Consider the following 14,311-nt stretch of genomic DNA (forward strand, 5'->3'; position numbering starts at 1 on the left):
GATGCCCTACCACCTGCCACAGGACAAGCCGGTCTCGCTGCGGGAGCGGCTCTACCTCACCGAGGCCATCCGCGGCCTGCGGATCCTGACGACCCACTTCGTCCGGAACTTCTTCTTCAGCCGCGAGACCAACCCGGACATCCTGGCGCGCTCGCGCAAGCTCTCGCTCAACGCGACGCTCGCCTACCCGGAGGAGAAGGTCCCGTACCCGCCCGGCTACCGCGGGCTGCACCGGCTCGTGCCGCGCGAGGACGGCAAGCCGCGGTGCGTGGCCTGCTACATGTGCGCCACCGTCTGCCCGGCGCAGTGCATCTACATCGAGGCCGGCGAGGTGGACGGCGACCCCATCGAGAAGTACCCGACGCAATTCGTCATCGACGAGCTGCGCTGCGTGGTCTGCGGCTTCTGCGTGGAGGCCTGCCCCAAGGACGCCATCCGCATGGACACCGGGGAGCACGCGCCGCCGACCTACGAGCGCTCGCAGCAGATCTGGGACCTGAAGCGGCTCCTGCGCGGCACCCCGGTCTCGTACCAGTACGACCCCTGGCTGCGGCGCGGCGCCTCCGCCATCCCGGAGGAGAAGCTCGCCGAGATGCGCGCCAACGCGCGCCCGTTCCCGTCCGTCGCCACCGACGAGTACGCCCAGACCCCGGGCTTCTCGGTCCGGGCGCTCGCGGCCGAGGCCCGGGCGCGGAACGAGGCCAAGAAGTAGGTGACCGGACAGCGGCCCGGGCGCGCTCCGGCCGGGCGCTGGGCGCTGCTCTGCCTCGCCCTCGGCGGGCTCGCAGCGCTCGGCCGCTTCCACCGGCTGCACGACGGCGACTCGCTCGTGCCGGCGCTGGTGAGCCTGCAGCGCTGGACCCCGTTCTATTGGGAGCAGGCGCGCTTCGGGATGCTGGTCCCGCTGCTCGCCGCGCCGGTCCGCAGCCCGCTCTGGAACCTGGTCGTCCAGACCGCCCTCGACGTGGCGGGCGGGGTCGGCGCGTTCCTCTTCGTGGCGCGGCTGGCCTTGCCGGGGGCGGCCTGGCCCATCGCCGGGGCGCTCTCGGCCGCCGTGCTCGTGCTCTGCGCGCCCCCGCACTGGAGCTTCTACGCGCTCGCCGTGCAGCCCTACGCCCTGTCCCTCGGGCTCGCCGCCGCGAGCGCCGTGGCGGTGGACCGCCCCGGCCGGCTCGCCCGCTGGCGCTGGCCCGCGGCGATCCTCTGCGGCGCCGCGGCGCACTGGGTGAGCGTGGTCGCGGCGGTGCCGATCCTGCCCCTCGCCGCCGGGCGGGCCTGGCTCGAGGCCGGGCCGGCCGCCCGGGGCGCGGGGCTGCGCGGGCGCCTTCGCGCGGTCGTCCGGGGCGAGCCGGGCCGGCCGCTCCGGGCGCTCGTCGCCGGGCTCGCGCTCGGCCAGGCCTGGCACGCGGCCGCGCCGGGCCACGTCGCCGAGAACGGCCTGTCGCCGCTCCGCGAGTGGCCGGCGGGCTGGGTGGCGCTCGCCCGGCACGGCTTCGACGCGGCGCCGGCCTGGAACCGGCTCCTCGTCGGGGCCGCGGTGGCCGGGCTCGCCCTCGCGGCCCTGCCGCCGCTCCGGCGCGCCGCCGCGCCGGCGCTGCGGGCCTTCCCGCTGCTCGTCCTCTCCGCCCTCGCCTGGGCGGTGTTCGCCGGCGCGACGCGCTGGGTGCAGGCCAACGGCTACGGCTGGCGCTACCTCATCCCCACCCAGATCCTGCTCCACACCGCGGCGGTGGTGCTCGTCGCCGCGCCGGCCGAGGCGCGCCTCGCCGCCGCGGCGGCGCGGGCCCGCACCTTCACCTGGGCCGCCTCGGCGGCGGTGCTGGTCGCGGCGGCGCTCTGGGCCTGGGGCTGGCCGTCGCCGGCGCGGGCCCGCGCCGACCTCGACGAGACCCTCGGGCGGCACACCGCCGCGATCCTCGCCGCCGGCTGCCAGGCGGTGGCCGGCGACTACTGGACCGTCTGGCCGGCGGTGTTCCACGCCAACCTGGCGCTGAAGGAGGGCCGCCGCGCGGCGGGAGGGCGCGACGGCGGAGCGGCCGGCGCGCCAGTGGCCCAGGTGTACGGCCTCTCGCACCGCGCCTCCGCGACCTTTCCGCTCTGGGACGCGGCCCGCCGCTCGCCGGGGCTGCGGCTGTGCGTGGTGGGCGACCCGCGGAACGAGGCCCAGGCCCGCCACTACCTCGCGGCCTACGGGCTGCCCCCGCTGCGGCTCCTGGGCCGCGCCGGCGGCGTGCTGGTGCTCGGACCGGCGGGGGCGGCGGACGAGGTCTGGTGAGCGCGAGGGGCGGGAGCCCGGCGGTGCGCGCCCCGCGGAGGGGCGCATCGGAACGTCACCGGGCCGTCGCGCTCCCGCCCGGAGCGCGTGAGAGTGGGAGGGGGTGGAAGATCTCCTCCTGCGCCTGTCGAGCCTGCCCCCGTGGCAGATCGCCCTGACGTCCACCTGGCTGCTGCTGCAGGCGTGCGTCATCCCCTCGCTGCCCGAGGAGGTGGTCGTCGCCGGCCTGGGCCTGCTCGCCGGCCAGGGCCGCATCTCGTTCCCCCTCGCCTTCGCCGCGGTCCTGTGCGGGCTCCTCCCCGCCAACGCGGCGGCGGTCGCCATCGGCGGCAAGGTGGGGCGGCGGCTCGCCGGCCGGGGCCCGTTCGCGCGCGCCCTCGCCTCCCCGGCGGCGCAGCGCGCGCTGGCCCGGATCCAGCGGCACGGCCGCGTGGTGATCTTCGCGACCCGCTTCACCCCGCTCGTCCGCGGCCCCGTCTACCTGGCCGCCGGCGCCGCCGGATGGCGCGTCCGCCGCTTCACGCCCATCGACGCGGCCGCGGCCTGCGTCCAGGTCCCGCTCCTGCTCTGGCTCGGCGCGCGCGTGGGACGCGACGCCGGCTCGCTCGCGGCCGCCTGGCAGCGGCTCGGCCTCGTCGCCGCCGCGCTGGCCGCGGGGACGCTCGGGCTCCAGGGCCTCCGCTGCGCGCTGCGCCGGCGGAGGCCGGTCACACAGATGTCGCGGCGGCGAGCGCCCGCGGTCACGACCGGCGCGTAGGGTCCTCCAAACCTCCGAGGGAGCCCCCATGGCCCGAGAAATCCGCCCGCTTTCCCCCGACGACTTCGACGAGCTGATGCGGCTCGAGGAGCAGATCTTCGCCGCCGACGGCGAGAAGGTCCTCGGCCCCTACTACGTCCGGCTCTGCTGCGACTTCTTCCCCGACAGCTGCTTCGTCGCGATCGAGGACGGGCGCGTGGTGGGCTACGTCCTCTGCTTCCTCCGCGGGCGGGAGGCGTACTGCACCACCCTCGCGGTGGTGCCGGAGCTCCAGGGCTCGCGCGTCGCCGTCCAGCTCGTGCGCACGCTGGCGTCGGCCATCGCGCACCGCGTGGACTCCTGCTGGTTCACCGTGAAGGAGGAGAACGTCGCCGCCCGCGCGCTCCACGCCGCGCTCGGGGCCCGCGAGGTGGAGATCCGCCACGGGTTCTACGGCCCCGGCGATCGCCGCATCATGTCGCGCATCGACCGGGCCGGCTTCGATCGGCTGCGCGGTCGGCTCGAGCGCATGCGGCTGGTGGCCCCGGAGCCGTCACCGGAGCGCGCGGCCGCGGGGGCCGCGTGAGCGCCCGGGTGGCGGCCTTCCGGAGCGCGAGGCGGATCGCGGCCACCGCGGCGGCGGCGCTCCGGACCCACCGCGCGCTCCAGGCGCTCGGAGGCGTGGCGGCCGCCGAGGACGAGCTGCCGGCGCGGGCGGCCGCGCTCCAGCAGCTCTGCCTCCGCTTGCTCGAGATCCACGGCCTCGAGCTCGAGGTGAGCGGCCGGCTCCCCCGCGGGCCGGTCCTCCTCGCCTCCAACCACGTGAGCTGGCTCGATCCGCTCGTGGTCGCGAGCCTGGTCCCGTGCGCCCCCATCTCGAAGCTCGACGTCGCGGGGTGGCCGGGGATCGGGCGCCTGGTCGGCGGGCTCGGCGTCCTGTTCGTCCGCCGCGGCGATCCCGGCAGCGGCGCGCGGGTCCTGCGCGGCGCCGCCCGCGCGCTCTCGCTGGGCCTGCCGGTCCTCAACTTCCCGGAGGGGACCACCACCACGGGCGAGAACGTGCTCCCCTTCCGCCCCGGGCTCTTCGGCCTGGCGCGCCGCGCGGGCGTGCCGGTGGTGCCGATCGCGCTGCGCTGCGAGCCGGCCGAGCTGTCCTGGACGGGCGACCAGACCTTCCTCCCCCATTACCTGCGCCTCGCCGGCGCGGAGCGCTGCCGGGTGACGGTCCGCTTCGGCCAGGAGCTCTCCCCGGCCGCCCACCCGAGCGCCGACGGGCTCGCCCGGGCGGCACGGCGCGAGGTCACCCGCTGGCTCGGAGGATCCGATGTCTCAACAGTCGGCGCTTGAGTACCTGCGCCACGGGCAGACGCCCTTCTTCCGCCTGCCGGACGCGCGGCCGGAGGCGCTCCCCCCCGGCACCGGCGCGGCCCTCCTCGGCGTGCCGTTCGACGGCGGGACCACCTACCAGCCGGGGGCCCGCTTCGGCCCGTTCCACGTCCGCCGGGTCAGCGCGCTCGTCCAGTCCTGGCACCCCGGCCACCGGCTCGACGTCTTCCGGCGGCTCGCGTGCGTGGACGCAGGGAACGTGGTCTTCCCGCCCTTCCAGCCCGCCGCCATGCGGGAGGCGGTGCAGGCCGCGGTGGAGGTCGTCGCCCGCGCCGCCGCCGTCCCGGTGCTCGTGGGCGGCGACCACTCCATCGCGCTCCCGGCGCTCCGGGCGCTGGCGCGGGTCCACGGGCCGCTCGCCGTGATCCACCTCGACGCCCACCTCGACACGAGCGGGCCGGAGACCTGGGGGGAGCCGTACCACCACGGAACCCCGTTCCGGAACGCGCTCGACGAGGGGCTCGTCGCCGCGGGGCAGCTCCACCACGTCGGGATCCGGGGCGCCTGCGCGCCGCCGGAGGAGGGCGCGGCGCCGCACGGGACGGTCCACACCGCCGACGAGGTGGGGGACCGCGGCGCGGCGGCGGTCGGGGCGGCGCTCCTCGCCGCGGTCGGCCGCCGGCCCGTGTACCTCTCCCTGGACGTGGACGCGCTCGATCCGGCCTTCGCGCCGGGCACCGGGACCCCCGTGCCCGGGGGGCTCTCGTCCCGCGAGGCGCTGCGGCTCCTGCGCGCGCTGGCCGGCGTGCGGCTGGCCGGGCTCGACGTGGTCGAGGTCTGCCCGCCGCTCGACCACGCCGACCTCACGAGCCACGCCGCCGCGCACCTCCTGTTCGAGGGGCTGGCCCTGGCGGCGCTCGCCCCGGATCGCGGGCGGGAGCCGGCCCCCTGAGTGGCGAGTGGCGGCTCGGCTCGCGAGGCGTCATGCTCGAGGCGATGCTGGTCCGCCTCCACTCCGCGATCGATCGCCTGGCCATGTGGGTCGAGGACCGGCGGGATCGCCCGCCGCAGCCCTACCGGGCGGGCTCGACCGGCCCGCTGGCCTGCTTCGACCCCCTCGGCCCGTTGCCGCCCGGACCGGCCGGTCCCGGCCACTGGACCGCGCCGTCGCCGCGGCCGGCCTGGCCGGGGGACCGGATGTCGGCGCGCTGCTTCCCGGCGCGCGGCGCGCGGCGGGGGACGGTGCTCCTCGTGCCCCCGTGGAAGATCGGCGACCCCGGCCTGGTGCGCGGGCACGCCCGGGTGTTCCTCGAGGCCGGCTACGACGTCTGGCTGGTCTGCCCGCCCCACCACCTCGAGCGCGCCGCCGGCCGGAAGAGCGGCGAGGGGTTCGTGTCGCTCGACCTCGACGCGATGCGCGCCACCTTCGAGCAGCTCGTCCTCGAGCTCCGCGTGCTGGCGGCGCTGGCCGCGAGCCGCGGCGAGGTGGGGCTCGCCGGCCTCTCCCTCGGGGCCCTCGCCGCGGCGTTCGCCGCCACGGGGCCGGAGCGGCTCGACTTCGCCGCCCTGGTGGCGCCCCCGAGCCTGGAGACGGTCCTCGCCGCGACCCCCATCGGCCGCCGCTACCGGCGGCTGGCGGAGGCGGCGGGCACGCGCGTCCCCTCCGAGGCCGCGATCGCCGAGGCCCTCGCGCCCTTCGACCCGTCGCGCCGCCCGCCCACCGCGGAGCGGGTCTTCATCGCCGGCGCCCTGCACGACCGCGTGGTGCCCGTGGAGGCGCCGCGGGCGCTGGCCCGGCGCTGGGGCGTCCCGCTCAAGGTCTATCCGCGCGGGCACATGACGCTGCTCTTCCTCTGCCGCGCGCTCCGCCGGGATCTCTTCGCGCTCGCCGCGGGGCCGCACGGCGACGCCGGGCGCCCGGCGCGCGCGCCCGGCCACCTCTCGAGCGTGCGGTGACCTCGGCCCGCCCCGCCCGCGCGCGGGCCGCCACCGGCGCCGCGGAGCGGCTCTCCCAGGCCATCCGGGTCCGGACCGTGTCCGCCGGCGACGGGGCCGCGCCGGCGGAGGGCGCCTTCGCCGCCTTCCGCGACCTCCTCGTCGCGAGCTACCCGCGGGCGCACGAGACGCTCGCGCGCGAGGTGCTCGGCGACGGCGCGCTCCTGTACGCCTGGCCGGGCGCGGAGCCCGGGCTCGAGCCGCTGCTGCTCCTCGCCCACCAGGACGTGGTGCCCGTGGAGGCGGGCACCGAGGCGGACTGGTCGCACCCGCCGTTCGCGGGCGAGGTGGCCGGGGGCTTCGTCTGGGGGCGCGGGGCGCTCGACGACAAGGCGGCGGTGGTGGCCATCTTCGAGGCGATCGAGTCCCTGGTCGCGGAGGGCTTCGCGCCCCGGCGGACCGTGCTCGTCGCGCTCGGCACCGACGAGGAGGTCGGCGGGGCGGGGGGCGCCGCGGCCATCGCCCGGACCCTCCGCGCGCGGGGCGTGCGGCTCGCCTACGCGCTCGACGAGGGGCTCCTCGTGACCGAGGGGATCCTGCCCGGCCTCGCCGCGCCGGTCGCGCTGGTCGGGATCGCGGAGAAGGGGATGCTGACCCTCGAGCTCTCGGTCCGCGCCGCGGGCGGGCACGCCTCCATGCCTCCGCGCCGGACCGCCGCCGGCATCCTCGCGCTCGCGCTGGCGCGGCTCGAGCGCCGGCCGCTCCCGGCGCGGCTCCGCGGGGCGGGGCGCGCCATGCTGGAGGCGCTCGCGCCGCACCTGCCCGGCCCGGCCCGCCTGGCGCTCGCGAACCTGTGGGCCTTCGAGCCGCTGGTCCGGGCCGCGCTCGAGCGGCGGCCGGAGACCGCCGCGCTCCTGCGGACCACCGTGGCCCCGACCCTGCTCCAGGCGGGCGTGAAGGAGAACGTCCTCCCGGCCACGGCGCGCGCCGTCCTGAACGTCCGCGTCCTCCCCGGCGAGAGCCTCGCCGGCGTGCGGCGGCGCATCGAGGAGGTCGTGCGCGACGCGCGGGTGAGCCTGCGGGTCCTCGAGCAGGGCTCCGAGCCCTCCGCCACCTCGAGCGTCCGGTCCCCGGGCTGGCGGCACCTCGAGGGCGCCATCCGGGCCTGCTTCCCGGAGGTGGTGGTGGCGCCGTCGCTCGTGCTCGCCGCCGCCGACTCGCGCCACTTCCGCGACCTCGCCGGCGACGTCTACCACTTCCGCCCCTGGCAGCTCCGCGCCCCGGACCTCCCGCGCATCCACGGGACCGACGAGCGGATCGGCGTCGCCGACCTCGATCGCGGCGTGGCCTTCTTTCGGCGGCTCCTGCGCGAGGAGCTGCCCGCCGCGCCGCCGCCCGCCAGCGGCGGGGCGCGGTAGCGCCTCGCTCAGTCGCCGGAGATGTCCGCGGCGGCGTCGTTCCGGACGAAGCCCTCGTCGTGGACCTCGAAGACGCTCGCGGCGGGAGGCTCCCTGTCGAGGGACGTCACGCGCCAGACCACCGCCCCTCGCCCGTCCTCGATGAGGAGCGGCAGCCGGTGGCGCGGGCTCCAGCAGATCCGCGACCTGCGCGCGCCCTGGGCGAGCTCGTACCAGTCGCAGGCCTCGAGGGGCCGGGCCGTCCCCGTCGCCGCGGCCCGGGTGAGCCGGTACGGGCCGGTCGGGTGGCGCAGGCCGTGGCCGAGCTCGAACCACTCCGTGAAGCTCCCGATCCGGTAGAGGCTCGTCCGGTCGACGCGCGAGTGGATCCTCCTGCGCAGATCGAGCACCGAGAGCGAGTACTCGGGCGAGCCGGCGCGGCGGGTGGCGTAGGTCTCGAGGACGTCGTCGGTGCGCCTGCGCACGCGGCGGTCGCCGTCCCGCCAGAGCTCGAGCCGGTGCGGGGAGCCGCCGGAGGCGTACGCCACCCGGCAGTGGAGGGGGCTCTCCACGCCCCCGAACGCCCGCTCGAAGGTGAGCCCGGCCGCGCCGGCCGGCGCCGGGCTCGCCGCCGCGAGGACCGCGGCGAGCCCGAGCAGGAGGGACCTCCCCGGGGTGAGCGGCGGCGGCCTCACCTCCGCACGGCCTTCGCGTGGTCGAAGTACCGGAAGGTCTTCCCGTCCACGGTGAGGTCCTTCACCGAGAGCTCGATCGCGTAGGTGCCCTGCGCGAGCGCCGGATCCGGCGTCCGGCCGGTGGGATCGGTCGGCAGCTCGAAGGTGAGCCCGGTCGCGGCGGTGCTCGTCACCGTGGAGGAGCTGACGCTGGGGGACGCGCCGCTCCGGGGGTGGACCAGGGCCTCGTCGAGGACGCGCCCGTCCGCCTGCGGCAGCGAGAGGCCGAGGAGGTAGGCCACCGTCGGCGCGACGTCCACGTTGCCGGACGGCTGGGCGACCGTGGCCCCGGCGCGGAACGACGGGCCGCTCGCGACCAGCGTGTTGTGCACGTCGGTGGTGCCGAAGCTGCCGTGCATGCCGCGCTGGCCGGCGCCGAAGCTCTCGAACTCGATCCCCGGCACGCCCTGGACCGCCGCGGTGTCGTCCCAGGCGAACGACACCACCACGTCGGGCTGGCCGTTGCCCTGCCGGCTGACGTTCTCGAGGTAGACCTGCGCCAGCGTGAGCGTCCCCGGGATGGCCCCGTAGCGGCTGTCCACGAAGATCGCGCCGTACTCCTCGCGGCGCTGGAGGAACGAGACCAGGCTCCGGACCGTCGCCGGGTCGTGCCCCGGGACGTAGAAGTAGTCCGCCCCGCCGTTGGTGGCGACCACGATGGCGTTGGCGGGCAGGCTCCCGGGGGCGGGGACGGTGAACCTCGCGACCGGCGTGGGCAGGGTGGCGCTGATCGCCTGGTACCTCGCGCCCGCGGTGCCGCAGAGCGCGCCCGTGGCGTCCACCTGGACCGGCAGGGTCGGCTTCCCGGCGGCGTCGAGGCCGTACATCGAGTCGGTCGCGCAGCCCGCGCCGTCGTAGGCGCTGAAGCCGCGGTAGGTGAGGAGGTCGGCCGAGCGCACGTCGCCGGAGAACGAGTACCCGGTCGCGCTCACCGCGCCGAGGGTGGCGGCGCTCGTGCCGCTCGTCGCGCCGTTCACGGCGGCGCCGGACGGCGGCGTGGGGGAGGGCGTGATGGCGCGCAGCGGGTAGAGGGCGAGCGGGCCGGAGACGCTGCTGTGGCCGTGATCCGAGACGACGACGACGTTGGTGGTCTTGTCGAGGCCGTTGGCCTTGAGCGCGGCGAGGAGTTCCCCGAGCCGGGCGTCCTGCGAGCGCAGGCCGGCCTGGCTGTTGGCGGTGCCCGGGCCGTAGCCGTGCTCGACGTTGTCGGGGGTGCGGAACCAGATGAGCGACAGCATCGGCTTCTTGTTGGGCAGGAGGTACTGCGTGAAGACGCCGAGCATGTACTTGTTGGCCGCGTCCTCCGGCGCACCCTGGGTGGTGTCGGTCGCGTCGCGCGAGGCGATCGCGATCGAGCCGGCCGGGTCGTAGGCGGTGGTGTTGAAGGTGACGTAGCCGGCGCGCGCGGTGGGGGTGCCGTTGGCGGCCGCGAGGGTGACGGCGTCGGCGCCGGAGTAGCCCTTCACGGTGTTGGCCGGGACGGCGAGGCCGGCGGCCTGGAGCTCGGTCACGAGGCTCCGCGGCATCACCGTGTTCTCGTCGAGGAAGTAGCCGCCGCGCCCGAGGTCCTGGATGTAGGCGGCGCCCGACTTGCCGATGGTCGCGGTGACGAGCCCGGCCGCCTGGGCGGTGGCGAAGAGGCTCTTCACGAGCAGGAGCTGGTCGCCGTAGTAGGACTGGAGCGTGCTCAGGACCTGGTAGTCCTCCGTGAACACCGGGTCCTGGTAGTCCTGCGCCGTGCCCCCGGCGGAGTTGCCGGCCGGGACGGTGGCGGCGCTGCCCTGGGGCGGGGTCCAGAAGGTGTTGCCGTAGAAGCCGCTCGTCTTCGGGAAGGCCCCGGTCGCGAACGAGGAGCCGTTCATCATCGTGAAGGTGGGGAACGTGGAGTGGTTGTCCGCGAACCAGGTCCCCGCCTGGCGGAGGGCGTAGAGGTTCGGCGTGGTGGCCGCGTCGATCGCGTCGGGCCGCAGCCCGTCCCAGACCATGATGATGGTCCGGGTCGGATCCGGCGCGGAGGCCGAGGAGGTGGAGCAGCCGGCGAGCGGAGCGGCGGCGGCGAGCGCGACGACCCAGGCGAGGCGCGATCTCATGTCTGGAACTCCCTGACGAGGGCGGAGGAAGGGAACCGGCGGTGAACGCGGCGTCCTTCTTAGACGGCGCCAGGTGGCGGGACCGCGGAGCGCGTGCGACAAGTTGGCGGCTGCGGACCCCCCGGGCGGTCCGCCGCGGGGAGCCGCGCTGCGCCACCGCTCAAGCCTCCGGCTGCGCCTCCGCCCCGGGCACCTCCCGCTGCCCGAGCGGCGCGATCCGCTGCAGGAGGAGCAGGCCCGGGACCGCCGCCGCCACCGCCAGCGCGAAGAAGGCGGGATAGCCGAGCCGCTGCGCCAGGTAGCCGGAGGGGATGCCGGAGAGGGTGCGGCCGAGCCCGAACAGGCTCGAGAGGAGCGCGTACTGCGTCGCGCTGTAGCGCTTGTCGCAGGCGCGCAGGATGAGCGCCAGCAGCGCCGAGGTGGCCATCCCCTGCGCCCCCCACTCGCTCGCGATGGCCACGTACACCCAGGCGCGCGTGGCGGCCGAGAGCGGCGGCAGCGAGGCGCAGAGCGCCACGTCCATGGGGGCGCCGCGCGAGAGGGCGGCGCCGGCGTAGAGCAGGTTGGCGCCGGCCTGCAGGAGGCCGAAGATCCAGAGCGCCCGCCCGAGCCCGATGCGGCTCATCACCGCCGCCCCGAGCCCGGCGCCGGCGATGGTGGCGACGGTGCCGAGCGTCTTCACCGCCGCGCCGGCCTCGGCGTTCCGGAAGCAGAGGTCCTTCAGGAACGGGTTCACCATGGTGCCGGCGAGGTTGTCCCCGTACTTGTAGAGCACGAGGAAGAGCAGCACGGTGAGCGCGCCCGGCCGCCGGAAGAAGGCGGCGAGCGGCTCCCAGACGGCGCGCGCCAGCGAGCGCGGCGGCGCCGCCGGCCGCTCCGGCTCCGGCGCGAGGAGCGTGACGCCGGTGAAGGCGGCGAAGAGCAGCGCCAGGATCCCGAACAGCACCGGCCACGGCAGCCAGTCGGACGCCGAGACCGCGAGGGCGCCCGCCACCAGCATCCCCAGCCGGTAGTACATCACCTTGAGGCCGGAGGCCGGCCCCTGCTCGTCGGGGTGGAGCGCCTCGACGCAGTAGGCGTCGTAGGCGATGTCCTGCGTGGCGGAGAGGAAGGTCACGCCGAGCGCGAGGAGCCCCACCGTCGCGGCGACGGCCGGGGTGGCGAGCGGCGCGCCCGCGTCCCGGAGCCCGGAGAGCCGGAGCGCGTAGAGCGCGAGGACGCCGAACATGGCCGCGAGCGCGAGCTGCGAGAGCACCACCCAGCTGCGGCGCCGGCCGGGCCAGGGGAGCGCGTACCGGTCCACGAGCGGCGACCAGAGGAACTTGAGGCTCCAGGGGAGCGAGACCGCCGAGAGGAGCCCGATGGTCCCCTTGGGGATGCCGAGCGACACCAGCCAGAACTGGAGCGTGGTGAAGGTCCAGCCGAGGGGCATGCCCGAGGCGAGCGAGAGGAGCCCCACCACCTGGACGCGTCTGTTCTTGAGGAAGGCCACCGGACGACGGACCTTACCCCATCACCCGGCCGGCCGCACCGCGCGGGCGAACTCGGCGAGGGGGCGCGCGTTCAGCACCGCGTCGCGGGTCACCCAGCCGCGGCGGGCGGTCGCGACGGCCCAGCGCAGGTGGCCGAGCGCGGCCACCGAGTGGGCGTCCACCGACAGGACCACCGGGAGCCCGCGGGCGCGGGCGAGCCGCAGGTGCTCCGGCGTCATCTCGAGCCGCTTCGGGTCGCCGTTCACCTCCACCGCCGCCTTGCCCGACTCGGCGGCCGCGTCGAGCACCTCCTCCATGCGGCAGGCGAACGGCTCGCGCTCCAGGAGCAGCCGCCCGAGCGCGTGCCCCCAGATCTTGAAGAACGGCAGGCGCATCGCCCGCACCAGCCGCCGCGTCATCTCGTCCTCGCCCTGGCGGAACCGGCTGTGCACGCTCGCCACCACCACGTCGAGCTGCTCCAGGATCCGGTCCGGGTAGTCGAGCGCGCCGTCCTCGAGGATGTCCGACTCGGTGCCGCGCAGGAGGCGCACCTTCACGAGCGCCTGCACCCGCGCGATCTCGTCCCACTGCGCCTGCAGCCGGTCGAGCCCCACGCCCCCGGCGTAGGACGCGGCCGGCGAGTGGTCGGTGACCGTGAGGTACTCCATCCCGAGCGCGTCGGCGGCCCGGGCCAGCTCCTCGAGCGTGGCGCGCCCGTCGGAGAAGCGGGTGTGGCAGTGGACCAGGCCGCGGACGTCCTCCTCCCGGACGAGGTCCGGCAGGGCGCCGTCCCGGGCGGCCTCGATCTCGCCCCGGTCCTCGCGCAGCTCCGGCGGCACGAAGGCCAGCCCGAGCGCCGCGTAGAGCTCCTCCTCGCTCCCCGCCGGCAGGGCGCCGCCGCCGTCGAGCCGCTCGAGCCCCCGCTCGCTCAGGGTGAGCCCCCGGTCGCGCGCGAGGCCGCGCAGCCGGACGTGGTGGGCCTTCGACCCCGTCAGGTGGTGGAGCAGCGCCGGGAAGCCGCCGGGCGGCGAGACCCGCAGATCCACCTGCGCCCCCTCGGCGAGCCGGACCGAGAGGCCGGCCTCGCCGCGCCCCAGCACCGCCTCCACGCCGGGCCAGGCGAGGAGCTGGTCGAGGACCGGGCCCGGCGCCTCGGCCGCGGCGACGAGGTCGAGGTCGCCCACCGTCTCGCGCCCGCGGCGGAGGGAGCCGGCGAGCTCCGCCCGGAGGCAGCCCGGCGCGCGCCGCAGGTGCGCCAGGAGCCGCTCGCCGAGCGAGAGCGCCTCCGGGAGCAGCATGCGCCGGGCGGGCCGCTCCCGGAGCCGGCGGATCCCCTCCAGGATCTTCCGCTCGGTCTTCTCCCCGAACCCCCGGAGCTCGCGCACCCGGCCGGCGACGCAGGCGGCCTCGAGCGCGGCGATCCCGTCCACCCCCAGCTCGGCGTGGAGCTGCCCGATCTTGCGCGGCCCGAGCTCCGGCACCTCCACGAGCTCGAGGATCCCCGGCGGCAGCTCGGCGTGGAGCCGGTCGAGCAGCGGCGTGTGGCCGGTGGCGTGGAGCTCGGAGATCTTCTTCTCGATGGCCGCGCCGACCCCCGGGAGCTCGCGCAGCCGCCCGTCGCGCACCAGCGCCGCGAGGTCGTCGGGGCTGTCCTCGAGGGACCGCGCCGCGGTCTCGTAGGCCCGCACCTTGAAGGGATTCTCGCCCTGCACCTGGAGGAGCGCGGACAGCTCCCGGAGGGCGCGGGCCACGCCGAGCTTGTCGAGCATCGCTCCCCCTCGTATAGCGACGGGGAGAGGAGCGAGCACGCGCATGGCACACGAGGAACACCGGGCGGCCGGGCCGAGGACGGTGCGGGTCTACGTCGTCACCGCCTCCGACACCCGGGGCGAGGCGGAGGACGAGAGCGGGCGTTTCCTGCGCGAGGCGCTCGCCGCGGCGGGCCACGCGCTCGCCGGCTACCGGGTGGTGAAGGACGAGCCCGACCAGATCCGGGCCGCGCTCGCCGACGCCGAGGCGGCCGGGGCCCAGGCGGTGGTGGTGAACGGGGGCACCGGCATCGCCGCGCGCGACCGGACCTACGAGGCGGTGGCCGGCCTCCTCGAGAAGCGGCTCGACGGCTTCGGCGAGCTCTTCCGGATGCTCTCGTACCAGGAGATCGGGAGCGCCGCGATGCTCTCCCGCGCCGTGGCCGGGATCTGGCGCGGCCGGGCCGTCTTTTCGCTCCCCGGCTCCCGACCCGCGGTGCGGCTCGGCTGGGAGAAGCTCATCGCGCCGGAGCTCCCGCACCTCTGCTACGAGCTCGGGAAGGCGGGGGGAGGGGCGAAGGGTCAGTAAGAGCCCGAG

The 14,311-nt window shown here is 76.7% G+C and carries 13 protein-coding genes; 9 read left to right on the plus strand and 4 right to left on the minus strand.

The window, feature by feature from the left end:
• The first annotated feature begins 1 nt into the window (after position 1).
• From AMPC_RS00750 to AMPC_RS00785, 8 genes are all read left to right on the plus strand, one after another.
• Positions 2-712, plus strand: a complete 711-nt coding sequence (locus tag AMPC_RS00750) for a NuoI/complex I 23 kDa subunit family protein (protein WP_248343612.1) — start codon at positions 2-4, stop codon at positions 710-712.
• The gene (locus tag AMPC_RS00755; RefSeq protein ID WP_248343613.1) at positions 713-2,275 is read left to right on the plus strand and encodes a hypothetical protein; all 1,563 of its coding nucleotides are present in this window, start codon (positions 713-715) and stop codon (positions 2,273-2,275) included. It begins immediately after the preceding gene.
• A 103-nt stretch (positions 2,276-2,378) separates the two neighbouring features.
• A complete protein-coding gene (locus AMPC_RS00760; protein ID WP_248343614.1) occupies positions 2,379-3,032 on the plus strand; it encodes a DedA family protein in 654 nt (217 codons plus the stop codon).
• Between the two features lie 28 nt (positions 3,033-3,060).
• Positions 3,061-3,597, plus strand: coding sequence for a GNAT family N-acetyltransferase (locus AMPC_RS00765; protein WP_248343615.1), 537 nt, complete (start codon positions 3,061-3,063; stop codon positions 3,595-3,597).
• Positions 3,594-4,358 (plus strand): lysophospholipid acyltransferase family protein, encoded by a 765-nt coding sequence (locus AMPC_RS00770; protein WP_248343616.1) that lies wholly within the window; start codon positions 3,594-3,596, stop codon positions 4,356-4,358. Before AMPC_RS00765 ends, AMPC_RS00770 begins: the two co-directional genes overlap by 4 nt.
• Entirely contained in the window at positions 4,336-5,289 is a 954-nt protein-coding gene (gene speB / locus AMPC_RS00775) for an agmatinase (protein WP_248343617.1), read from the plus strand. The genes AMPC_RS00770 and speB overlap by 23 nt, the downstream gene beginning before the upstream one ends.
• Before the next feature lie 32 nt (positions 5,290-5,321).
• Positions 5,322-6,293 carry an alpha/beta hydrolase gene (locus AMPC_RS00780; protein ID WP_248343618.1) on the plus strand — a complete coding sequence of 324 codons (972 nt, stop codon included), beginning with the start codon at positions 5,322-5,324 and terminating at the stop codon, positions 6,291-6,293.
• Entirely contained in the window at positions 6,290-7,690 is a 1,401-nt protein-coding gene (locus AMPC_RS00785; protein WP_248343619.1) for a M20 family peptidase, read from the plus strand. The genes AMPC_RS00780 and AMPC_RS00785 overlap by 4 nt, the downstream gene beginning before the upstream one ends.
• Before the next feature lie 8 nt (positions 7,691-7,698).
• On the opposite strand, the gene AMPC_RS00790 is transcribed toward AMPC_RS00785, so the two are convergent.
• From AMPC_RS00790 to polX, 4 genes are all read right to left on the minus strand, one after another.
• Positions 7,699-8,364, minus strand: coding sequence for a hypothetical protein (locus tag AMPC_RS00790; protein WP_248343620.1), 666 nt, complete (start codon positions 8,362-8,364; stop codon positions 7,699-7,701).
• Positions 8,361-10,493: an alkaline phosphatase family protein gene (locus AMPC_RS00795; protein WP_248343621.1), complete on the minus strand. Its 2,133-nt coding sequence runs from the start codon at positions 10,491-10,493 to the stop codon at positions 8,361-8,363. Before AMPC_RS00795 ends, AMPC_RS00790 begins: the two co-directional genes overlap by 4 nt.
• A 160-nt stretch (positions 10,494-10,653) precedes the next feature.
• Positions 10,654-11,985 (minus strand): AmpG family muropeptide MFS transporter, encoded by a 1,332-nt coding sequence (locus AMPC_RS00800; protein WP_248343622.1) that lies wholly within the window; start codon positions 11,983-11,985, stop codon positions 10,654-10,656.
• 21 nt (positions 11,986-12,006) lie between these two features.
• Positions 12,007-13,734, minus strand: a complete 1,728-nt coding sequence (gene polX / locus AMPC_RS00805; RefSeq protein ID WP_248343624.1) for a DNA polymerase/3'-5' exonuclease PolX — start codon at positions 13,732-13,734, stop codon at positions 12,007-12,009.
• A gap of 43 nt (positions 13,735-13,777) precedes the next feature.
• On the opposite strand from polX, the gene AMPC_RS00810 reads away from it, so the two are divergent.
• Entirely contained in the window at positions 13,778-14,302 is a 525-nt protein-coding gene (locus AMPC_RS00810) for a MogA/MoaB family molybdenum cofactor biosynthesis protein (protein WP_248343626.1), read from the plus strand.
• Positions 14,303-14,311: the final 9 nt, after the last annotated feature.

Origin of the sequence: Anaeromyxobacter paludicola (assembly GCF_023169965.1) — a bacterium.
Classification (GTDB): Bacteria; Myxococcota; Myxococcia; order Myxococcales; family Anaeromyxobacteraceae; genus Anaeromyxobacter_B; species Anaeromyxobacter_B paludicola.

Excerpts from the sequence above, each read along its gene's own strand:
- AMPC_RS00750 (WP_248343612.1), top strand. The coding sequence starts at position 2 with ATGCCCTACCACCTGCCACAGGACAAGCCGGTCTCGCTGCGGGAGCGG.
- AMPC_RS00765 (WP_248343615.1), top strand. The coding sequence starts at position 3,061 with ATGGCCCGAGAAATCCGCCCGCTTTCCCCCGACGACTTCGACGAGCTG.
- speB (WP_248343617.1), top strand. The coding sequence starts at position 4,336 with ATGTCTCAACAGTCGGCGCTTGAGTACCTGCGCCACGGGCAGACGCCC.
- AMPC_RS00780 (WP_248343618.1), top strand. The coding sequence starts at position 5,322 with ATGCTCGAGGCGATGCTGGTCCGCCTCCACTCCGCGATCGATCGCCTG.
- AMPC_RS00795 (WP_248343621.1), bottom strand. The coding sequence starts at position 10,493 with ATGAGATCGCGCCTCGCCTGGGTCGTCGCGCTCGCCGCCGCCGCTCCG.
- polX (WP_248343624.1), bottom strand. The coding sequence starts at position 13,734 with ATGCTCGACAAGCTCGGCGTGGCCCGCGCCCTCCGGGAGCTGTCCGCG.
- AMPC_RS00810 (WP_248343626.1), top strand. The coding sequence starts at position 13,778 with ATGGCACACGAGGAACACCGGGCGGCCGGGCCGAGGACGGTGCGGGTC.